General features: G+C 46.4%; 20 protein-coding genes. 11 read left to right on the forward strand and 9 right to left on the reverse strand.

The features are described 5' to 3' along the window. Nucleotides 1-363 precede the first annotated feature (363 nt). Nucleotides 364-1,362: a gluconate operon transcriptional repressor GntR gene (gene gntR, locus Q4Q57_RS14360; protein WP_311891196.1), complete on the forward strand. Its 999-nt coding sequence runs from the start codon at nt 364-366 to the stop codon at nt 1,360-1,362. A gap of 60 nt (nt 1,363-1,422) precedes the next feature. Here the strand turns inward: gntR and gntU are convergent, their stop codons facing one another. Beyond that, on the reverse strand, nt 1,423-2,766 hold the full coding sequence (gntU, locus tag Q4Q57_RS14365; protein ID WP_006083518.1) for a gluconate transporter: 1,344 nt from the start codon (nt 2,764-2,766) through the stop codon (nt 1,423-1,425). A 70-nt stretch (nt 2,767-2,836) separates the two neighbouring features. Between gntU and Q4Q57_RS14370 the strand changes: the two genes are divergently transcribed. After that, entirely contained in the window at nt 2,837-3,412 is a 576-nt protein-coding gene (locus Q4Q57_RS14370; protein WP_409438194.1) for a gluconokinase, read from the forward strand. A 443-nt stretch (nt 3,413-3,855) separates the two neighbouring features. Here Q4Q57_RS14370 and Q4Q57_RS14375 read toward each other — a convergent pair whose 3' ends face one another. The 4 genes from Q4Q57_RS14375 to speFL form a co-directional block, all read right to left on the reverse strand. Further along, nucleotides 3,856-5,010, reverse strand: coding sequence for a porin (locus tag Q4Q57_RS14375; RefSeq protein WP_311891197.1), 1,155 nt, complete (start codon nt 5,008-5,010; stop codon nt 3,856-3,858). Nucleotides 5,011-5,127: 117 nt separating this feature from the next. After that, nucleotides 5,128-6,447, reverse strand: coding sequence for a putrescine-ornithine antiporter (gene potE, locus Q4Q57_RS14380; protein ID WP_106649127.1), 1,320 nt, complete (start codon nt 6,445-6,447; stop codon nt 5,128-5,130). Between the two features lie 86 nt (nt 6,448-6,533). Next, a complete protein-coding gene (gene speF, locus Q4Q57_RS14385) occupies nt 6,534-8,696 on the reverse strand; it encodes an ornithine decarboxylase SpeF (protein WP_220776812.1) in 2,163 nt (720 codons plus the stop codon). 320 nt (nt 8,697-9,016) lie between these two features. After that, nucleotides 9,017-9,133: a leader peptide SpeFL gene (speFL, locus tag Q4Q57_RS22110; RefSeq protein WP_100199882.1), complete on the reverse strand. Its 117-nt coding sequence runs from the start codon at nt 9,131-9,133 to the stop codon at nt 9,017-9,019. Between the two features lie 470 nt (nt 9,134-9,603). Here speFL and Q4Q57_RS14390 point away from each other — a divergent pair, with 470 nt between their 5' ends. The 6 genes from Q4Q57_RS14390 to Q4Q57_RS14415 all read left to right on the forward strand — a co-directional run bounded on the left by Q4Q57_RS14390 (nt 9,604) and on the right by Q4Q57_RS14415 (nt 14,661). Beyond that, nucleotides 9,604-10,146 (forward strand): YbhB/YbcL family Raf kinase inhibitor-like protein, encoded by a 543-nt coding sequence (locus Q4Q57_RS14390; RefSeq protein WP_113941436.1) that lies wholly within the window; start codon nt 9,604-9,606, stop codon nt 10,144-10,146. 24 nt (nt 10,147-10,170) lie between these two features. Beyond that, nucleotides 10,171-10,929, forward strand: coding sequence for an AraC family transcriptional regulator (locus tag Q4Q57_RS14395; RefSeq protein WP_311891198.1), 759 nt, complete (start codon nt 10,171-10,173; stop codon nt 10,927-10,929). A gap of 49 nt (nt 10,930-10,978) precedes the next feature. Beyond that, the gene (locus Q4Q57_RS14400) at nt 10,979-11,329 is read left to right on the forward strand and encodes a YkvA family protein (RefSeq protein WP_220593088.1); all 351 of its coding nucleotides are present in this window, start codon (nt 10,979-10,981) and stop codon (nt 11,327-11,329) included. A gap of 193 nt (nt 11,330-11,522) precedes the next feature. Further along, nucleotides 11,523-12,920, forward strand: coding sequence for a hypothetical protein (locus Q4Q57_RS14405; RefSeq protein ID WP_311891199.1), 1,398 nt, complete (start codon nt 11,523-11,525; stop codon nt 12,918-12,920). Nucleotides 12,921-12,922: 2 nt separating this feature from the next. Then, nucleotides 12,923-13,960, forward strand: coding sequence for an acyltransferase (locus Q4Q57_RS14410; RefSeq protein ID WP_311891200.1), 1,038 nt, complete (start codon nt 12,923-12,925; stop codon nt 13,958-13,960). Nucleotides 13,961-14,055: 95 nt separating this feature from the next. Next, nucleotides 14,056-14,661: a hypothetical protein gene (locus tag Q4Q57_RS14415; protein WP_311891201.1), complete on the forward strand. Its 606-nt coding sequence runs from the start codon at nt 14,056-14,058 to the stop codon at nt 14,659-14,661. A 95-nt stretch (nt 14,662-14,756) separates the two neighbouring features. Here the strand turns inward: Q4Q57_RS14415 and Q4Q57_RS14420 are convergent, their stop codons facing one another. The 4 genes from Q4Q57_RS14420 to Q4Q57_RS14435 all read right to left on the reverse strand — a co-directional run bounded on the left by Q4Q57_RS14420 (nt 14,757) and on the right by Q4Q57_RS14435 (nt 17,371). Continuing rightward, nucleotides 14,757-15,341, reverse strand: coding sequence for a YSC84-related protein (locus tag Q4Q57_RS14420; protein WP_261273294.1), 585 nt, complete (start codon nt 15,339-15,341; stop codon nt 14,757-14,759). Nucleotides 15,342-15,493: 152 nt separating this feature from the next. Further along, nucleotides 15,494-16,408, reverse strand: a complete 915-nt coding sequence (locus Q4Q57_RS14425; RefSeq protein ID WP_311891202.1) for a hypothetical protein — start codon at nt 16,406-16,408, stop codon at nt 15,494-15,496. 57 nt (nt 16,409-16,465) lie between these two features. Further along, nucleotides 16,466-16,864 carry a nitrous oxide-stimulated promoter family protein gene (locus Q4Q57_RS14430; RefSeq protein ID WP_259579338.1) on the reverse strand — a complete coding sequence of 133 codons (399 nt, stop codon included), beginning with the start codon at nt 16,862-16,864 and terminating at the stop codon, nt 16,466-16,468. A 147-nt stretch (nt 16,865-17,011) separates the two neighbouring features. Beyond that, a complete protein-coding gene (locus tag Q4Q57_RS14435; protein ID WP_006083495.1) occupies nt 17,012-17,371 on the reverse strand; it encodes a DsrE/DsrF/TusD sulfur relay family protein in 360 nt (119 codons plus the stop codon). A 274-nt stretch (nt 17,372-17,645) separates the two neighbouring features. Here Q4Q57_RS14435 and Q4Q57_RS14440 point away from each other — a divergent pair, with 274 nt between their 5' ends. From Q4Q57_RS14440 to Q4Q57_RS14450, 3 genes are all read left to right on the forward strand, one after another. Further along, a complete protein-coding gene (locus tag Q4Q57_RS14440; RefSeq protein ID WP_311891203.1) occupies nt 17,646-18,479 on the forward strand; it encodes a hypothetical protein in 834 nt (277 codons plus the stop codon). A gap of 144 nt (nt 18,480-18,623) precedes the next feature. Next, nucleotides 18,624-18,935, forward strand: coding sequence for a hypothetical protein (locus Q4Q57_RS14445; protein ID WP_311891204.1), 312 nt, complete (start codon nt 18,624-18,626; stop codon nt 18,933-18,935). 9 nt (nt 18,936-18,944) lie between these two features. Continuing rightward, nucleotides 18,945-20,399 carry a protein adenylyltransferase SelO family protein gene (locus Q4Q57_RS14450; RefSeq protein ID WP_311891205.1) on the forward strand — a complete coding sequence of 485 codons (1,455 nt, stop codon included), beginning with the start codon at nt 18,945-18,947 and terminating at the stop codon, nt 20,397-20,399. The last annotated feature ends 13 nt before the right edge of the window (nt 20,400-20,412 follow it).

Below are 20,412 nucleotides of genomic sequence, written 5' to 3' on the forward strand. Positions count from 1 at the left end.
TGACATAAGTTTGGAGCGGCCTAGCTAGCACGATCATCCCGCGATACTTTTCTTTTTATTCTCCTTTTTTACAATCCTTTTTGATTTCGCCACAATTTTGCCAGTATGTTCACCTTAGCTCAGTCTGAAATAAGTTAATGCATATACGGGCTAGCACTTGAGCTTTTTGTTATCAGCCCCTCATCATCTTTACCGATAAATGCTTACAATGAGCGGCGCCGCGATAAAAGAGTCCTAACTGGTATCGCAGGGCGAACTATTATAAAATCTCGTCTGATGCTTATGTCTACTATTTGTTTATATTCGATATTTTAGCTATACATCTCACCCATACCCGCGGCTTGTTAACTAACATTAGATACTATGAATAAAAAGCGTAGACCCACTCTTCAAGACGTTGCCGATCAAGTTGGGATCACCAAAATGACGGTGAGCCGCTATTTAAAAAATCCAACAAGGGTGGCGCAAAGCACGCAAGAAAAGATAGCTATCGCGCTAGAAACCTTAGGTTATATACCTAATCGCGCGCCGGAAATTTTGGCGCAAGCAACTAGTCGCGCCATTGGCGTATTGGTGCCTTCGTTAACCAACCAAGTATTTGCTGAAGTATTACGCGGTATCGAGAATGTGGCTGGTCAGCGCGGTTATCAAACTATGCTAGCTCACTACGGATATCAGCCCGAATTAGAAGAGGAGCGGGTGGCATCACTGCTCTCTTACAATATCGATGGCTTACTTTTATCTGAAAGTTACCACACACCGCGTACCGTGCGAATGATTGAAACGGCGGGCATTCCGGTCATCGAAATGATGGATAGCGTGTCGCCTTCGATTCAACAGTGTGTGGGTTTTGATAACACAGCGGCCGCATGCGAAATGGTTAAGGCCATGATTGAAAAAGGCTATCGCCACATTGCTTACTTAGGCGCGCGCATGGATATTCGCACTCAGCTTAAGATGCGAGGCTACGAATTAGCGATGCAGGAAGCCAAGCTCACACCTTTGACGATGACCACCAATGAGGCTTCGTCGTTTTCCTTGGGTGCGTCGTTATTGCAACAAACCTTAGCGAAATATCCCTATGTGGATAGCTTTTTTTGCACCAACGATGATTTAGCGGCGGGGGTGATATTTGAGTGCCAAAGACAAGGCATTAAGATCCCTGAACAAATTGGCGTTGCAGGGTTTCATGGCCATGATATCGGCCAATCTATGACGCCAAAATTGGCGAGCATTATTACCCCGAGAAAGGAGATCGGTCGAATTGCTGCCACTGAGTTATTAGACAGGTTAAATGGCAAAGAGATAGCCGAATCGGTTATCGATCTGGGCTATCGTATTGATCTAGGGGAAACATTGTAGACTTCCCCTCGATCTTTCGCTTAACGGCTAATGCCTAATGTTTTTGATCACTGGCTAGCGTTAGAGAAACGCTGAGATGATGACTGCAACTATGCCGCCCGTCGTGCCAATAATGGTTTCCATTACCGTCCACGTTTGCAGCGTTTGTTTTTCTGACAATCCAAGAAAACGGTTGGCGAGCCAGAAGCCTGAGTCATTAACGTGCGAGAGCACAATCGAACCACCGCCAATGGCAATCGTAATCGCCGCCAATTGAGCACCATCTAAGTTTAGTGGTTCAAGTATCGGGATGATAAGGCCGCAAGCCGTTAACATGGCCACGGTTGCCGAACCTTGGATCACGCGCACCGAAGCCGACAAAATAAATGCCAGTATCACAATCGGTAATCCCGAACCTGCCAGCATATTCCCTAAAGCATCGCCGACACCCGAATCAATCAGCACTTGCTTGAACACGCCGCCAGCACCGGTGACGAGAATAATAACCCCAGCAGGTTGGAGCGCACTGCTACAGATTTCCATGATGCGGTCATTGGGAATGTTACGTCTCACGCCCAGCACATAAAATGCGATTAAACAGGCTAGCAGAATGGCGGTGAAGGGATGACCTATCAAGGCGAGCCAATTATGCAGATCGGATTTTTCATCAATAAAGCGCGACACTACCGTCTTCAAACCGATAAGCAGCAGTGGAAAAATCACAATACTGATTGATAACGCGAATGAGGGGATAGGTCCGCCTTCTCGTTCGCCTTTTTCTTGCTGTTCGTGGGCTGGTAGCTCAACATGGACTTTTTGCGAGATGAGACTGGCAAAGAGTGGACCGCCTAGAATCATCGCCGGAATCGATGCCAGTAGACCAAAGACTATCATGTAGCCAAAGTCGGCATTGAGCTGGGAAGCGACCAAAATAGGCCCAGGTGCAGGGATAAGAAACGCCTGACAGGTGGCAATACCCGCGAGCAACGAAATACCAATTTTGACCACGCTACCGCCCCCTTTACGAACCACGGCAAAGGCGATGCCAATCAGCAGTACCACAGCAACGTCGAAGAAGAGGGGTAGCGCACAGATAAAGCCAGTAAAGGTCATCGCCCAGTGGGCTTTGTCGTTACCAAATTTATTCAGCAGTGTATGGGCTATCTGATCTAGTGCACCAGTCTCTTCCATGACGCGACCAAACATCGCCCCCAAAGCGACCACCACCGCCACAAAGCCCAGTGTTCCCCCCATACCTTGTTGAATAGTATTGGTGATATCGGCTGGGTTCATGCCGGAGAAAAGGCCGGCAATGATCGACACCAGTATTAGTGATACCACTGCATGTAATCTCACTTTCATCACTAAGAACAGTAGCAGGGCGATTGAACCCAGCGCTGTCAGAATCAATGACATATCAGACATAAGAGGACTTTTCCTTGTTAGTTAAGTTGTCCACATTTTTGTAGGTTACCGGTAACATGTTACCCGTAATATGATAGAGTGGGAAGTGACTAAATTCGAGAATTGGCATGAGGTTAACAAAGTGACTGAGAGAAAAAAAGGCAATAGCTATGTGTTCATGGGCGTCTCTAGTTGTGGCAAATCTTCGATTGGTGCTGCGGTCGCAAAGGCGTTAGAGACGAAATTTATCGATGGTGATGATCTGCATCCTAGAGCCAATATTATCAAGATGAAATCTGGCTCACCGCTCAATGACAGCGATCGGGCACCTTGGCTTGAGCGCATCAACGATGCTGTGTATAGCATTGAACAAAAAGGTGAACAGGGGGTGATTGTCTGCTCTGCGCTACGTCGCCAGTATCGTGACTTGATCCGTCAGAACAACAGTAAGCTGGTGTTTATTCATCTGTACGGAGATTTTGAATTAGTCAAAGAGCGCATGTTTGCCAGAAAAGCCCACTTCATGCCGATTGAACTACTCAAGAGTCAGTTCGACACGCTGGAAATGCCCGCCACCGATGAAGCTGATGTTATCCAAGTGAGCATAGACGGTACTTTTGAAGAGGTGGTACAGCGCTGTATCAATGCGATAAATGGCGAAGCCTAGGCAGGCTCTTAACGCGAGGCTTGGCTGCTTTATCAATCTGTTGCAGATTAGTCTTTAACGCGAAGGGGAGCTGAACGACAGTCGTCGGGATTTAAAGTACCGCTGAAGCTCGTAGCAAACGTGGATCTGGCAGTTCTTTATTGAAAAAAGCCACTCCAGAAACTGACTTGGAGTGGCGTAGAGATAATGGTAAGCCTCCGGTACCATCCAATGAGTGTTACGGCGAGCGTTGTAGACGGAACGTGCGCCGCACCTCAGCCTCAAATAAGCCCACGCATATGAGCGATGACGCGAGCTGCCTGTCCTGCAAAACATGGTTCAATTTAACATGTGACTAAAACAGCCACTTAAGACTGTTATTCAAAACAGTCCTGCTATTTACGACCAAGGAATGTCAAAGTCGAATAAGTGCTGTCGTCACCTTGGCTAGATTTCCTTAAGCTTTAAAAGAAGTAGTTAATCCCGACTGCGAAGCTGTTGTCTTCCTGCGCTTCAAGCACGGCATCATCCATATCACTGAAATCTAACTTCATTTCAGCAAACATCACAGTATCCTTGCTATAGCGATAGTGCAGACCCAGCATGGCAAATTGGCGGGTCCAATTACCTTGAATAGGCGTAGTTGCATCTGTGTCTAAATCTAAATAACTGAGCACGAGCATAGGTACAAAACCGTTGTCGAATTGATAGGCCGTCATCAACTCTGCACCAGTGGCGTCGTAGAGATCGCCGTTGACCAGTTCATTGCTTTTGCTTTGGTGAGCGTTAAAACCCACATAAAGACCGCTGGCTTCGCGTCCTTCGGCATAGTGGTAATAGTCACCATACATGGCACCAATGCCGATGATTTCATTGGTTTCATCGACTTGGGTATTACCTAAGTGGCCTTCAAAATCACCGCGGTTAAAGCCTGCGAGTAGCTTGAATTTGTCGGTTGCCGCATAGGTGATACTGGCACCGTAACTGCTGTCGAAACTCAGCTCAGAGTTACTCATTTCGCTGCCGTCATCATTTTTTAAGCTGACATCGCCATTGGTTTTGGCAGCATATTGCAGGGCAATTTGCACTGGGCCGACACTATTGCGGTAAATAAAGGCGGAGTCGGCACGGCCAGTGCCTGTGAGGCCGCCATCGCCAAAGGTGTAAGCGCCAACGCTGTAACCTGCGAAAACGTTAGGTAAATCTGTAGTGCCGGCGACATCGTAATAGGCGCCCCATTGTTTACCAAAGCTCAAACTCCCCCAGACATCGTGGGACATGCCGACATAACCTAAGCGGTTATAGAGAAAATCATCGGTCTTTTCGGCGGCGAGTTTGCCTCCTTGCATCACTAGACCATCGTCGCTGGAGACCATATTGATCCCCCATTCCGTGGTTGCAAAGGCGGTCCAGCCGTTTCTTTCGCTGCGCTCGAAACTAAATCTGAGGCGCGAAGAATCGTCAATAACTGAGGTGTCGTGGCTGTCATTCAGGGTCGCGAACCCTAGCCAACCGGTTAAATCTAATGTGTTTTTTTGATCTTTATAAAGCTCAACCGCCTGACTGCTGGTGGCTGTTAATAGCATAGGTAACACTAAAGCAAGACAAGTCTTATTCATAAATCCCCCGATAATGAGCAAGTATTCTTCAGGGGACCATAGGCTTGGCCTATGATCCCTGAGTAACTGTTCTTTTAGATACTGTTGTTAATCGTTTTGATAGTGCGTTAGCCGGATTTAGGCTGGACGTGTATCGTTAACCGTTGCTTTGTTGGAAATCACACCGAAGATAGTCCAACCGAAGAAGGTGGCCATGGCGCCAAGCATTACTGCGGTTTCGCCTGAGCTATACAGGGCATAGAAGCTATATAAGGCACCGATCACGGCAATCACGTTAGCAATACGGGCCTTATGGGCAGGCACTTTAAGTTGTTTTTGCATTACCCCAAGGGCAGCCATCGACAGTATGTAAGGCACAATATTGGTGACAACGGCGAGGTTCACTAAGGCTTCGAATTGCTTACTTAGCGATGGACTAATAGTCATTAATGAAAGGACGGTTTGGATAGAAACAATAATTGTCATGCCCCAAATTGGCGCATCGGCTTTGCTGACTTTAGAGAAGATTTTAGGGAAGAATCCTTCATCGGCAGAGGCTTTAAACACTTGGGCAATAGTGAACTGCCAACCTAAAAGTGAGCCAGTACAAGAGATAATGGCACAGGCCATCACGATTTTACCGACCACAGGATTAAACATTTGCGCGAAGGCTAAACCGAAGGGCGCATTCGACATGGCAAGTTCAGCGTTTGGTACGATACCTGCAATCACGTTAGTAGAGACGATATAAATCACCGCCGCACCTAAGGTACCGCCCATCACAGCGATAGGGACGTTTTTCTCTGGATTATCGACGGCTTCTGAATTGGCGCAGGCCGATTCTAGACCGAGGAATGCCCATAAAGTCATTGCGATAGAACCGCCTAACGCTTTGAAGAATGGCATATCATGCGGGTTCCATGCGCCTTTGTAGAGGTCGATGTCGAACCAGAACCAACCAATTAACGACACGCCAATCACGGGCAGAATGATCCCCCATACAGTCACGCTACTCACACGGCCCGTGATGCGAGCACCGCCAAAGTTGGCAACGGTTGCTAGCCAAAGTACGCCAATGGTCGCAAGACAAATTGCCATAGGGCTTAAGTTGACTTCGAGCAATACGGCGGCATAACCCACAGCCGAGATAGCAATCGCGACGTTGGCGATGAGCAGCGAGACGGCATAGGTATAGTTGGCCATAAAGTTGCCTGAGCGGCCGAAAGCATATTCAGCATATCCGCCCATACCGCCGGATTTCTTACTGAACATACCGCACTTGGCAAAAGCAAACGCGAGGGCTGTAGAACCCGCCGCTGTGACTAGCCAAGATAAAATTGAAATGGTACCGACTTGAGCGAGTTGGGTTGGCAGCATAATAATGCCTGAGCCCATCATGTTGACTATGGTGATAATCGTTAATTGGATTACACCAATTTTATTTGCTGATTTACTCATATTAATAACCTAATTTAGGTGACTTATTATAGGAGGTTTGAAATTGACTGCAGAGCGGGGTTAATTAACTCTGCAGTCAGTTTTCATTATTTATTTAATACATATCCCATAGCTTGAATTTTGCCGTCTGCGGTATTTTCAAGATAAACACCTTGCAGTTCTGGCGAGAATCCAGGTAATAGGTTGATACCTTCTTCGAGAGCGAGGAAATAACGTTGCACCGAACCGCCCCAAATTTCACCCGGTACCATACACAGCACACCTGGTGGATAAGGAAGCGCGCCTTCTGCGGCAATTCTTCCCTCAATTTGCGACAGCGGAACGAGTTCGACTTTGCCACGAATAAATTCTAGATTTGCTTCCTGTGGGTCCATCACTTTGGTTGGGAAATGCGCTTTACGGAACATTTCTTTCTGCAGTTGTTTTACGTCATGACTGACATAAAGATTGTGCATTTCTTGGCAAAGTTGGCGGATGGTATAGTCTTGATAACGGGCTTTATTCGCGTTGTAGACGTTAGGTAATACTTCAGATAAAGGCGCATCTTCATCGACTAATTTCTCGAAACGAGATATTTGCGAGACCAGATGTTGCATCTTGGCCATATCTTCTGCAGGTGTCATCAGGAATAAAATTGAATTCAAGTCGCACTTCTCAGGAATAATATTATTTTCCCGTAAGAAGTTAGCCAAAATAGTGGCTGGAATACCGAATTCGGTATATTTACCGGTTTCTGCATCTATACCGGGTGTCGTTAATAGGAATTTACAAGGGTCAACAAAGTATTGGCCTTTTTCATAACCTTCGAAGGAGTGCCATTTCTGACCGGGTTCGAATTCGAAGAAACGTAAGTCATCGGCCATTTGTTCAGTTTCATAATCTTGCCATAGGCGACCATCTATCATAGTGGGCACAAATGGTTTGATATATTTACATTTTTTAAGCAGTAGCTTACGTGCTTCAATACCCGCTTTTACCGCTTCACGCCACAGATAACGACCACTCGCGCCTTCGTGCATTTTCGCGTTCACATCTAGCGCCGCAAATAATGGATAGAAGGGGCTAGTAGAGGCATGCATCATAAAAGCGTTGTTGAAGCGTTTATGGTTACAATATCTATCTTGTCCTTTGATATGCTTGTCTTTTTTATGGATTTGCGATGTTTGCGAGAAACCCGCCTGTTGTTTATGCACCGACTGAGTCACGATAATGCCAGGATCTTCAGGCGTCAGTTCGAGCAAGAGTGGCGAGCAGTCATTCATCATAGGGATGAACTGTTCATAACCGACCCAAGCCGAGTCGAATAAGACATAGTCACAAAGATGGCCAATACGATCAATAACTTGTCGAGCATTGTAGATAGTGCCGTCATAGGTGCCGAGTTGGATAATCGCTAAACGGAAGGGGCGTTTTTCATCGGCTCTTTCTGGGGCGACTTCGCGAATTTGATCTCTTAAATAGGATTCTTGGAAGCAATGGGCATCGATGCCGCCAATAAATCCGAAGGGGTTACGCGCGGTTTCTAAATAAATCGGCGTGGCACCTGCTTGAATTAACGCGCCATGGTGGTTTGATTTGTGGTTATTGCGGTCGAATAAAACGAGATCGCCCTTAGCTAATAACGCATTAGTCGCCACTTTATTTGAGGATGAAGTGCCGTTAAGTACAAAATAGGTTTTATCGGCATTAAAGACTTTGGCTGCATATTTTTGTGCATCGAGTGGTGCGCCTTCATGGATCAGTAAATCACCTAATTTCACGTCGGCATTACACATGTCGGCGCGGAAAATCGTTTCGCCAAAAAAGTCGAAGAATTGACGGCCCACAGGATGCTTACGGAAGAATTGTCCGCCCTGATGACCCGGGCAAGCAAAGGTGGAATTACCCATTTCAACGTACTTTTTCAAGGTGCCGAAGAAAGGCGGTAATAGTGCTTGTTCATATTTATTGACTGCCGTTTCAACCTGTTTTCCGTAGAAGTCAGTGTTATCGCCGCAGAGTTCAAATACCCCAGTAATCGATGAGCAAACATCGTCCGGGAAAGTTTCTTCACAGCAAACTGAAACGAATATCGGTAGTTTCAATCCGGTGTTTTTAATCTTTTCAACAATACCATTTCTAACATCATCAACAGAGACTACAGCCGCGCCCACATCACAAAAATCTGTGGTTAGTACATTGACGACTTCTCTGTCGATATCGAAACAAGATCTAACAGATAAGCTAGCGGCTACTTTTAATGATTTCATAGTTAATTTCCCTTTTACTTTTTAAAAAATAGATACAAGTGTGCCTATACCTAATTAAAAACATTAATGGCATGAAAATTAGATATAGCTATTCCGTGTGCAAATTAGATGTGGTTATGCCAATGTCGCGAAATAAATAAAACTAAAATATATTTATTGGGCGTATAAATAGCTTAGCCGCAGTAAAACTGCACTGATAAAAGAATGCTTTGATAGTGACGCAAGATAATAAACCAAAAAAAGACAGTACATTAAGTGTTTGCAAAATTTAGAGCAATAGCACTTTAGACCTGTTTATTGGCCTACAACCTGCGCTGAGATTAGCGGAGGAAGATAAAGGAATGATCGAAATAGTCACGTTGACTAGGCATCATGATATGCCGCGTGCGCCGGATATGCGCCATTATTTTAGATTTCCTCTTCATATACGACTCCATTATGACTTAGAGAAAACAGTTAGGTTTTATTACGTAGTGAAGTTTATATGCGAGTTATAAATAAAATCATGACCTATGTCTTACTTTTTAATAATTGGCACTTAAATTTAACTTGTTTTATCAATATTAAATTGAGTCAATCATACTTAAGTATCTTTATCTAAATTATGAAAGTAAATATTGTCAGTGTTATTTAAATAATATTTTTTTGCATAAATTTTCTTATTGCTTTTTTCTAATCTTAATTAACATGCTGTGGTAATAAGTATCTCGATTTATACCGCATGCCACCCTTGCATGGTTATGCATAAATTCTCTTTTCAAAATCACCTTCATGCTAAAAAATTGCAAAAATGACAGTTTTTTTCTCACATTTGAGCATTTGGGGCAGAAAGTTGTCGTTTTAGGGCAGATGTTATTTTTTTGATTGACGTAAAGTGAGTCAGGTCGAACATGAATAGGAGATAGACATGAATAAAGGGTGGTTAGGGGCGAGTTTAGTGCTTGGGTTATTCGTTGGACAGGCAAGTGCTATGACATTAACGAGCAAAGATATGAGCGAGGGCAATAAACTGACATCGCAATTAGTGTTTAATGGCTTTGGTTGCCAAGGGGAAAATATTTCGCCGCAACTGACTTGGACTGACGTGCCCACAGGAACTAAAGCATTTGCAGTGACAGCTTATGATCCTGATGCACCAACGGGCAGCGGTTGGTGGCACTGGGCCGTATATAACTTACCCTTAGCGCAAACTTCGCTCGCACAAGGTGCGGGCTCGCATGTTGATGCACTGCCCAAAGGTGCTATTGCCTTGAAGAACGATTTTGGCACTACAAATTTTGGTGGCGCATGCCCGCCCCAAGGTCATGGCGTTCACAGGTATGAATTTACTGTGTGGGCATTACCCAGTGCTTTAGAATTGCCAAAGGATGCTAGCCCTGCCTTATTGGGCTTTATGCTCAGGGCACAAGCGCTCGGCAGCGCCAAGTTGACTGCGGTATATAATCGATAATCCATTGATAATTAGGCTGGTGTCATGATCCGTATGTTTGAATATGATTCGAAGCAGGCACAATCTTTATCTCAAGTCCCTGTACATCAGCCGTCGATTATTCGGGTTATCTATGGTGAAAAGTCTCTGCTCTGGCAAGATGAATCTGTTTTAGTAGGCCAAGGGCAGTTACTGTTAATTCCTGCTGGTTCGCATATTAGCTTTGTTAATCGACCTTTTCTTGGGCGTTATCGGGCGGTGCAGTTATTACTCCCCCACGATTTACCCCAAGGCATTTTATCAAGTGCTACCGATTGGCGTGACCCTATGCCAGTCCAAAATATATCACGCGCGGTGGACTTAGCTTGGAATGCGCTATTACAGAGTTTGACCTTGTCTCTGGCCGATCCTGTTCAACTGCATTATTTGGCTGCATTACTGTTAAGTTTGCCAGATAAACGCAGTGTGAACTGGTTGTATGGACACACCCAACGCAGCGTGACTCAAGCGGCCTTGGCCTTGATGAGTGTGAGTCCTTCGGCGTCATGGCAGCAGGAGGATATTGCCGACAAGTTACACATGAGCACGGCCAGCCTTAGGCGTAAATTGGCATTAGAAGACACCAGTTTCAGGCAATTATTAGTTGAAGTCCGGCTGAGCCATGGTTTGGCCATGTTGCAAAACTCGGGCGAGCCATTACTACAAGTGGCTTTAGCTTGTGGTTATCAATCGGCGGAAAAGTTTTCCTTACGTTTTAAGCAGCAATTTGGCCTGACCCCAGCGGCTTATCGTCGTACACTGTGAGAAGGAATAGATTGATACTCAAACAATCTCAAGCTGCAGGAGCGATATGATGGTGGATGAACAATTTACCGACAGCGGATTTTGGAACAAGGTTAAACTTTTTAGCCGTCAGGCGGGCAGGGAAGTGATCGAGCGTGCCCTGTGGCTTTATTATGCTGCGCAGCAGCCAAATACCCCTAAATGGGCCAAGTCTGTCATCTTCGGCGCCTTGGCGTATTTTATTTCTCCCTTAGATGCGATCCCCGATCTCACACCTTTAGTGGGTTTTACCGATGACTTAGGTGCCCTTGCCGCAGCTTTGACTATGGTGACCTTATATATCGATGACGAAGTGAAATCCCTCGCGGCGGATAAACTGGCGCTCTGGTTTGGCGATAAACCGACGGAACCTAAGGTTTAAGCCTAATGGGCGCGACAAGACCTAAGTGATGCTAAATTGCGCTAAAAATATGATTTTATTAGGAGTCGTGGATTTGGTTTTTACTTAGATTTTCTGGGGTAAAAATATTTTTTTGCAAACGTTTCACTATTGCTTGATTGCGCTATATGCTAACGCTGTTTTGTAAACCCCTTGTGTTTGTTTAGGCAGATAAATGAAAAATATTATGGTAGTGATCCTATGGTTTTTAGGTGTCTCTGCCGCTACCCCCGCGTTTGCCGATGAGGCCTCTCCGGAACAACTCGCCCGTCTTTACCTCGATTTTATGGCGCAGAATAGTCGCCAGAGCGAAGCTTTGTGGCCGGGTTTTCGCCTCGAAGATAAAGTGCACCTCTTTAGTTATGGCGGCAACGTTTGGCTACGTCAGCCAGGCGGTGAAATCATTCAAGATAATAGTGTCTTAGAGTCAGTCAACCTGCAGTCTGGTTTGTCTATTAATTTCGGCTTTCCGCAATATCAAGGTCAGCCAGGGGTATTAATCCAACTCGAATCGCCAAACATCCAATTTAGCGCTGACACTAAGCCCACGGATTTAGCCTTTTTAATCTGGGCCAGTAATGGTCTGCATGAAGCTTTCCACTTTTATGCACAATCCGAATGGCGCGTGTTAGAAGAGGGCAGGCGTTACGAGGGCGAAGTGTTCCCGCTCAGCCTCGATGCCCGCTATTACCGTTTACAGTTATTTGATGCCTTAATGGCGGCGCTGGCACAGCCCGAACAGCAGTCATTACACTTGAGCCATGCGGCCTATTGGTTGCAGCAATGGCGTCAAATTGCGCCGAACGAGGATAGAGTCGGTTACATCAACGACCTCGTCGAAGGCAGCGCTAAGTATGTTGAATTGGCCGCTGGCGCACGTATCTTGAGCCAAAATCAAACCTTACTCGGTTATCAGCAAATATTGACCCAATATGTGCACGACTATTACCAGCAGAGAAAGATGTTGGGTGGTTGGACTGCGGAGGCGGAAAATATCGGTGCTCTGGCGGGCATATTGTTGGATAGCACTCAAGATCCTTATGTGTGGAAAGAGTCTGTCATGTCGGGCATGTTACCGCTAGATTTACTGTTAAATCGCGTGAAACCATTGCAGCCGCTGGAAAGAAAAGACAATAAACAGAAGAAGCCGTTACAGGAAATGCTGGCGTATTATCCCGCCACTCAAGCGAAATTGTCGCAGCTATTATTGAATGCGCAGGACGTTAGAGTACCGTTATTGGTGATGCCGAGCGTCAGTGATAGCAGTAGTTTTATTGATGTGGGTGATGTGCGTTCTGGTTTTTATGTTGTGCCGTACCAAGATGAAATGACACAAGCCTACCTAGGGATGAGCGCGCAATTTAGTAACTTGTCAGTGAGTGGCAGTCCATTACTCGATGTTCCTGTACAAAATTATTGTGAGGGCATTGAGGCTGCAACTCTGTTACCTTTGGCATTCCCCTTCCAGCGTGAGGGTCAGTATCTGGTATTCAATGAAGCAGAAGTCCATGGAACTATTAGGGTTTCTGCGAGTGTTGTTGATGGAAGAACCCTCTACTGTGCGATGAATTAATAATGAGAAAAAATCAGCTCGAATTTACCTACATGCGTGGCATTGCGATTATCTTTATCGTGCTTGGCCACAGTATTTACAACTCTGGAGAAGGTTTTCCGCTGTTATTGGAAAACCTATTTCGCGGTGGCACGGCCTTGTTCGTGTTTATCTCAGGGTACTTTTTCCATCGTATTTTTTATAAGGATTTCGACTACAGCAAGTTCATGAAGAACAAAGTACAGAACGTACTTTATCCTTTTTTAGTCGTCTCTCTGATCGGTTTATTCTGTTTATGTTTGCGCTGGATTTTTATGGAGCACCAGTCGCTCGACAAACTCTTGCTGAGTATTTTTTACACCATACGTAACGGTTATATCCTGTATCCGCATTGGTATATTCCATTCATCATGGCGGTGTTTTTATTTTCGCCAATATTTTTGTGGTTTATCCGTTGCTCACAGCAGATGCGTTGGACGCTATTTGTACTGAGTTGTGTGGTGGCTATTCTGCTGCATAGACCCATAGGTAACGTCAATTTCATCCACTCAGTGGTGTATTTTATGCCTTTCTATTTGATTGGTATTTTATATTCGCAAGATGAACATATTGTGACGCGCTTTGGTTCTATCTTTACTGCCCTCGCGATGATTTTTTTAGTGGTGAGTTTAGTCGAGCAAACTTACATAGTGCAGCATATTGGTAACTACCATAAGGCTCCGTTTGAATATAACGGCATTGATTGGCAGTTTATTCAAAAACTCTGTTTATGTGTGTTAGTGCTGAATTTCTGCGAATGGTTGTCGGGGCGCAGTCGGTTGCCTTGGTTAGTGGAAGTGGCTGAGATGAGTTTTGCGATTTTCTTTATTCATCCGCTGTTCGACATGATGTTTAACGCCACTGCGACCTTAATGCGTTACCGTTTACCGCCGGGATCTTGGGTCACTAGCGTGCTCTTCTCCGCGGGGATTTTTATCTTCCTGATGATGGGCAGTATTATTACGGCTCGCTTTATCAAGAAGCGTCTCGGTAACCGTTCACGCACGTATATCGGCTGGTAATCACTTGGCTTATCATCACTAACACTAGGGAAAATTCAGTTTGAATTTATTCCCTAGTGTTAGGGTGTTTTTCATCTAAAAAAATGGAGAACATGATGAAGCCCAAAATTGCCCTACAAAGTCTCGCGCTCGCCAGTTTGTCTTCGATTGCCTTACCATCCATAGCGGCTCAAGCTGAGCCCATATCCACTGAGACCCAGAATACTTTCTTTGCGCAAATTGCCGCCCATTGTGGCCAAGCTTTTGCGGGAAAAGTGGTTTCGGGTGACACTGCGGACTCGGCCTTTAGCGGTAAGTCTTTAATTATGCACGTGCGCGAATGCAGCGACACTGAGCTTAAGATCCCGTTCCATGTGGGTGATGACCATTCACGTACTTGGGTGCTGACCAAGACGCAGCAAGGACTTAAGTTGAAACACGACCATCGCCATCAAGATGGCAGCGAAGATGCTGTGACTATGTATGGCGGCGATACCATGAATGATGGGACAGTGTTGAAACAATCGTTCCCCATTGATCGGGAATCTATCGATAACTTCGTTAAGAATGGGCTAACCCAGTCGATCACGAATGTGTGGCACATGGAAATCACCCCAACGACGTTTAGCTATCAACTCACGCGCGAAAACCGCGATTTCAAAGTCGATTTTGATCTCACTCAACCCGTCGCATTACCGCCAAAACCTTGGGGGCATGAGTAGTGTCGCGCGCACTTTTGAACCATAGGTTAGAGCATATCTAACAAAACGGCGAGCACTGAGGCTCGCCGTTTGATTTAACCGTTTAATGACTCGCATTAGTTAGCTTTAGGTTCGAAGCTAAAGGCTTGACCCGCAAGTGCTGCTTCAAACATCAAGCCGCCTTTTGCTGCGGTAAATACCGCCATACCGTTAATGTAAGAGCCGCTTGCTGAGCGATTACCACCCGATTGGCCTGCGCCTGCTGAGTTGCCCGTGGTTCCCGCTTGAGCACTTGCACCCATGTTGATGGCAACCGCCGAGGCTTGGGCATCAAACTCGAAACTGCCGCTTGTGAAGGCTTCATAGGCTTTAGCATCTTTAAAGAAGATGATCTCGCTGTAGGCTTGTCCACCTAATTGAAAACCGATGGATAATTGAGTCAGGCTCGAATCACCCATATAAACACCGCCTTGATAGACTCGGCCCTTGCCATAGGCTGCGCCAATGCCTATGCCGCCTTTACCCACAGTCGGGAATAACGCATAGCCATAGGCTGTGTCGAAAAACTTACTGGTTTCTTTCGCTTTTTGGAAATTGGCTACCGCCTGATCATAGCTTTCATCCGCATGTGCAGTGGGCGCTGCAAATAGGCTCACGATAAGGCATGTCGATGCCGCAATGGCAGTTAAAAATGATTTCATGGTAACGCCTCTTCAAGTCTTCGGTTGCTCCAGACTAGCCTTTATCGACACAAATGACAGCCAAAAGTGACATATGTGTCAGCTTAGGTTCAGTGTTCGGCTTAATGCTTGGAGTGATATTGGTGGTGATGATTGGAGTATGGTTTCGCTAATTAGTTCTTAGGTGCTGAAGAAGCTTGGGGATTTTCTGCGTCGTCCTGCTGAATTTGATGCAAGAATTCATACTCCTCAGGAGTGAGCACATTTTCAATCGCGATTGGGCGTGGTTGTGATAGGGGTTTTGCCATGCGACCTTTTAGATAGGCAGAGCGGGTGATTTGTTTCAGGCCGTATACGGCCAACATATACATGCTCAGCAGTAAGGTGAGTCTAGGTAACGCATGGGAGAGCAATGACAAGTTATCGCCTAGATAGAAGGGTAAAATCACCACAAATACGCGGATCAACCAGTTCAACAACATGGCCAAGGTCAAACCTATCAGCCAACGAAATCGAATGGTACCGAGTGCCTCTTGGGTGAGTGTGACATCAGTTTGATTGCGTTTATGCCGACGAAACAGTACCCACAACGCGACAAAGTAACAACAGGTTTGTACTGATAGCAGTGCGGGCAGTATGGCGCCCCATTGGCTAATGCTAATTTCCTTCAGCATTTGGGTTAAAGGCTGCCATTCTCCATTGGGATAAGCGGTCAATCTTAGGCCGATATCTAGAATGGCGAAAACTAAGGTAAAAGCCGACGGCCAGTAATGTTTTGAAAATCCTAGCGGTTTATGGGTCGGAACTAAACTGCGTTTGCAATAGAGATAGAGCAAAGGCATAAGCAAAAAATAGATGGGGTTTATCAGGTTGAATAGAATATGGATCGGAATTGGACTGTTATCGCGATTCAACAAACCCGTTAAGAAGTATAGGGCGATGAGACTTAAGAAAGCGGCGAGGAGTTTTTGGTTAGTGTCGGGGTGATAAAAGTAGCGAATATAAATAGCTAACGCGAGGCAATGTACGCCTCCAAATAACGACAACCACCAGTAAGCTTGAGCGAAAAAAGTATTAAAATCGTTCATATGCGATACCTCGAGCCCTGTTATATCAGGGAAATCGGCTCGGTAAAAGTATCGCCGTTAGTTTTTCTGCTGGTTGGCTATGCGCCGATGCCGATTTGAAGCTGCTTCTGGCACAACGCTTGGAACGGGAACGCGTTCTGCGAGTAAGTGTTTGATTGCACGAATGGGATGCGGTAACAGCATCCTAGGACCGGAGAAGATCATGATCTCTTTGACGATTTGTTTCTGCGCGGGTTTGTAACAATGCACTGGGCATTTATTACAGGTAGGTTTGCTTTGTCCGTAGGGGCAGCGATCTAGGCGTGTCGCGGCATAATCCAATAGCTCGATGCAATCTGCACATAGACCTGTTGAATCTTGGCCTTGGTGTTTCGCTTTGCAATAAATCGCCACCATAGCGGCAATGGTCTGGTGTTCGTACAGGAGTTTGCCCGTAAGTAGTGTGGCTGTGCCCATTGGAATACCTTAGCTTGTTACTCGGATATCCCATCATAGGCAGTGAAATTGGCGCTGACAAAACGAAAGCGCCAATTTATGAAGGTGCGCACAAAATGGGGCTTTAAACAATCCTGCCATCTTAGCATCCGCACCTAAAAGTAAACCTTAGATATGCATCACTTTGTCGGCAGCCAGTGTCCAGCGGGTTAAATCTTGTAGCGTACCTATGTGCGCGCCTTCGATGATCATTTCCGCCGTGACGCCTCGCGCTTGAGCGCAGGTCTTACAAAGCAGAATCGGCACTTGCTGCGCTGAGAGGATCTCGAACATCTGTTGTAGGTTATAGCTTAAGTCGGGTGTGGTTTGATTTTTGAGTGCGCCAAACACGGCATCAGACATGAGAAAGAGTTTAAGATCGACGGCTTGTTCATCCTGATCCTTCAGTGCTAATGCGATGCGTAGGCTGTTAAATAGCTTTTCTGTCCCGTAGGGGCTAGCGTGGGCCACGATAAGAATACTTTGCATCAGGTTTTCCTTATATTTGTCGTAAACTGGGCGATTGGGGTGATAAGGCAACGCGGTTCCGTCAGTCTAGCGCAATTGGCTATAACTATTTGAGCGCAAGCTCGTATAAAAAGGCATAAATACTTGATTTACACCGACACAATGGACTTTAATAGCGGTTAATCTCTGCTCAATTTTTAGCTAGACTCGGTTGCCATGGACACTGTCCTAATGGATTTTGGCAAACCAATTGACACGGCTTCTGACGAGAAGCGGCCATCAAAGGTGAACAAGAATGAAGATCATAGTCGTATTTATACTAATTGCTGTCGGGGTGTTTTTATTCCTTCGCGCGCAGCGATTGGCGAAAGAAGAACAAGAGGCGATGAAACCCAAGTCGACCACGGTAAAACCTGTTGTTCCTACCGAAGAAGTACCAATTTCCTCCGCTGCTGACCCCGAGCCTGTTGAGCCGGCAGAGGACGCTCGCGTGGTGGAAGTTGAGCCCGTCATCGAAGTGGAAGCGGAATTAATGCCCCGTGAGACTGACGACCCTGCGAACATTTCGGTGGCGCTAGACACAGATATCATCGAAGTCGATATTCCTGCGGCCCATAATGAAGAGGCGGTGATCATCTTAGGCACCACGCCAACAGATGAACAAGCTGACACCGAAGGTGATGTTAAGACGGAAGCAGAGCCAGCATCGAGCAAGCGTTCAGAGGTCGGTGCACCAGGGGCTTGGGCGAATGTAACCTTAGTTCGGGCCTTTGAGGAGTATCAAGGGGCAACGTCAGCCAGTGCTCGCTATACCGCGCTGCAAAATATGGTCGCTGAGTGCTACAAGCAGCGTAAATCGGCAGATTATCTCAACTATGGCGCTCAGTTAGCTGAAGAATATGTCGCACTGTTCAAAGCAGCTAGCGCCGAGCAAGGCAAAGATACTGAGCTCAAATCTTCCGGTTTCTTGCATTTAGCCACCTTGCTGAATGATACCCAAGCCTTCGATGCCGCTATTGTCATTTGTCGTAAAGCATTAGCGCTTGGGCTGAGCGATGGCACTGTCACTGGCTTTGAGGGCCGGATAAATCGGATTGAGAAAGCACAGGCTAAAGCCGCCACGGCTTAACACTTTGGATGGGAGCGCTTAGCGGGTAAATCCTTAAACGAAAAGCGGTTATTTCCCTCGTCTAAGCAGTGTAGAATCCCTGCTAACTGAATGCGCAAAAGGCGAACTAAGGTTCGCTTTTTTTATGGGCTTGATAGGGGAAAAATGAAACTAAGCTATGCCTTACAGAATGTCTTATTCGGGCTTGGATTATTGCTACTCAGTGGCTGTACTAAAACCCCAGAATGGACCCTATTTTATTATCCCGATGTGAGTGCCATTCCGGTGACGCCTTTGCAGGCTGAGGATATTAATGGCTACTACGACACCCTAGCGCAATGCCAGAGCAAGGCCCACGGCATGCAGCGTCTAAGCAGCTCTGGCGTGAGTGGCTTTGGCCTTGGGGTGTATCAATGTGGGCACCTATGTGAGTTCGACGATAAGTCGGTGCTGGTTTGCAAGACCATGAGCCAATAGGTGGACAAGATGAAGTTTAAACAGGATTTTTTTACACAGTTACCTGAGTTTTACTCGCAAGTGTACCCACAAGGGATAACTAAGCCTGAATGGCTGGCATGGAGTGATGACGCTGCGCAATTGATTGGCTTAAGCCAACCCACCGATGAGCTGTTATTGGGCTTGTCTGGCAATGCCGCCGTCGATGGCGCAACTTATTATGCCCAAGTGTATAGCGGCCACCAATTTGGCGGTTATACGCCGCGGTTAGGGGATGGACGCTCGATCATTTTAGGTGAAGCGATTGGCCCAAATGGCGCATGGGATGTCGCCCTTAAAGGCGGCGGTCCGACGCCTTATTCGCGCCGTGGTGATGGTCGAGCTGTGATGCGCTCTGCCGTGCGTGAGTTTTTAGTCTCTGAGGCGTTGCATCATTTGCACGTGCCGACGACCCGCGCCTTGGCCGTGATTGGCTCTGACCTGCCCGTATGGCGTGAGAGCCAAGAAACCGCAGCCATTACCGTGCGTTTAGCCCGTAGCCATATTCGTTTCGGTCATTTCGAGTTTTTCTGCCACAGTGAACGCGGCCGTGCCGATAAGCTGATTCAATTACTCAACTTCACTATTACTCAGCATTATCCCCATTTGAGTTGTGATGCCGCAGGCTACAAAGCGTGGTTTTTACAGGTAGTGCAAGATACCGCCAAGATGATTGCCCACTGGCAGGCGGTCGGTTTTGCCCATGGCGTGATGAACACAGACAATATGTCGATTCTGGGTGACAGTTTTGACTTCGGTCCCTTTGCATTCCTCGATACATTCCAAGAAGATTTTATCTGTAATCATTCGGATACCGAAGGTCGCTATGCCTTTGGTCAGCAGCCGGGTGTCGGTTTGTGGAACTTGCAACGCTTAGCGCAGGCGCTCACGCCCGTGATCCCATCCGATGACTTAATTGCCATTCTTAATCAATACCAAGAGGCGCTAGTGCAGCCTTATTTGCGCTTGATGCGGGCAAAACTAGGTCTTTCAGTAGTTGATGTCTCGTCGGTAGAGCAGGACAAACAGGATCTCGACCTCATAGGTAGATTCACTGTGCTGATGGAGAAAAATCAGCTTGATTACACTCAGACTTGGCGTCAATTAGGTAAGTTAGATCCGACCAGCAAACACAGTGCGCTGCGGGATGACTTTATCGATGTCAGCCAGTTTGATGCTTGGTATCAAGCCTATCAACAGCGATTGGGCGCGGTGGCTGATATCCCTGCGTGGCAAATTGAGCGCAATAGTGTGAATCCCAAATATATTTTGCGTAACTATTTAGCCCAAGAGGCGATAATCGCGGTAGAAGAGGGTAATCTTGCGCCGCTGCATTTGCTGCAAAAAATCTTAACTCAGCCCTTTGCTGAACACGCAGAACATGAAGACTTGGCCAAGCGTCCACCGGACTGGGGCCAAGGTTTGATCATGTCATGTAGTAGTTGATTGGATAACAAGC

Origin of the sequence: Shewanella sp. SP2S2-6 (genome assembly GCF_031931965.1) — a bacterium.
GTDB lineage: Bacteria > Pseudomonadota > Gammaproteobacteria > Enterobacterales > Shewanellaceae > Shewanella > Shewanella baltica.

Bases quoted from the DNA above. Each gene is read 5' to 3' on its own strand.
- gntR (WP_311891196.1), top strand. From the start codon at position 364: ATGAATAAAAAGCGTAGACCCACTCTTCAAGACGTTGCCGATCAAGTT.
- gntU (WP_006083518.1), bottom strand. From the start codon at position 2,766: ATGTCTGATATGTCATTGATTCTGACAGCGCTGGGTTCAATCGCCCTG.
- Q4Q57_RS14370 (WP_409438194.1), top strand. From the start codon at position 2,837: ATGATAGAGTGGGAAGTGACTAAATTCGAGAATTGGCATGAGGTTAAC.
- Q4Q57_RS14375 (WP_311891197.1), bottom strand. From the start codon at position 5,010: ATGAATAAGACTTGTCTTGCTTTAGTGTTACCTATGCTATTAACAGCC.
- potE (WP_106649127.1), bottom strand. From the start codon at position 6,447: ATGAGTAAATCAGCAAATAAAATTGGTGTAATCCAATTAACGATTATC.
- speF (WP_220776812.1), bottom strand. From the start codon at position 8,696: ATGAAATCATTAAAAGTAGCCGCTAGCTTATCTGTTAGATCTTGTTTC.
- speFL (WP_100199882.1), bottom strand. From the start codon at position 9,133: ATGGAGTCGTATATGAAGAGGAAATCTAAAATAATGGCGCATATCCGG.
- Q4Q57_RS14390 (WP_113941436.1), top strand. From the start codon at position 9,604: ATGAATAAAGGGTGGTTAGGGGCGAGTTTAGTGCTTGGGTTATTCGTT.
- Q4Q57_RS14395 (WP_311891198.1), top strand. From the start codon at position 10,171: ATGATCCGTATGTTTGAATATGATTCGAAGCAGGCACAATCTTTATCT.
- Q4Q57_RS14400 (WP_220593088.1), top strand. From the start codon at position 10,979: ATGGTGGATGAACAATTTACCGACAGCGGATTTTGGAACAAGGTTAAA.
- Q4Q57_RS14405 (WP_311891199.1), top strand. From the start codon at position 11,523: ATGAAAAATATTATGGTAGTGATCCTATGGTTTTTAGGTGTCTCTGCC.
- Q4Q57_RS14410 (WP_311891200.1), top strand. From the start codon at position 12,923: ATGAGAAAAAATCAGCTCGAATTTACCTACATGCGTGGCATTGCGATT.
- Q4Q57_RS14415 (WP_311891201.1), top strand. From the start codon at position 14,056: ATGAAGCCCAAAATTGCCCTACAAAGTCTCGCGCTCGCCAGTTTGTCT.
- Q4Q57_RS14420 (WP_261273294.1), bottom strand. From the start codon at position 15,341: ATGAAATCATTTTTAACTGCCATTGCGGCATCGACATGCCTTATCGTG.
- Q4Q57_RS14425 (WP_311891202.1), bottom strand. From the start codon at position 16,408: ATGAACGATTTTAATACTTTTTTCGCTCAAGCTTACTGGTGGTTGTCG.
- Q4Q57_RS14430 (WP_259579338.1), bottom strand. From the start codon at position 16,864: ATGGGCACAGCCACACTACTTACGGGCAAACTCCTGTACGAACACCAG.
- Q4Q57_RS14435 (WP_006083495.1), bottom strand. From the start codon at position 17,371: ATGCAAAGTATTCTTATCGTGGCCCACGCTAGCCCCTACGGGACAGAA.
- Q4Q57_RS14440 (WP_311891203.1), top strand. From the start codon at position 17,646: ATGAAGATCATAGTCGTATTTATACTAATTGCTGTCGGGGTGTTTTTA.
- Q4Q57_RS14445 (WP_311891204.1), top strand. From the start codon at position 18,624: ATGAAACTAAGCTATGCCTTACAGAATGTCTTATTCGGGCTTGGATTA.
- Q4Q57_RS14450 (WP_311891205.1), top strand. From the start codon at position 18,945: ATGAAGTTTAAACAGGATTTTTTTACACAGTTACCTGAGTTTTACTCG.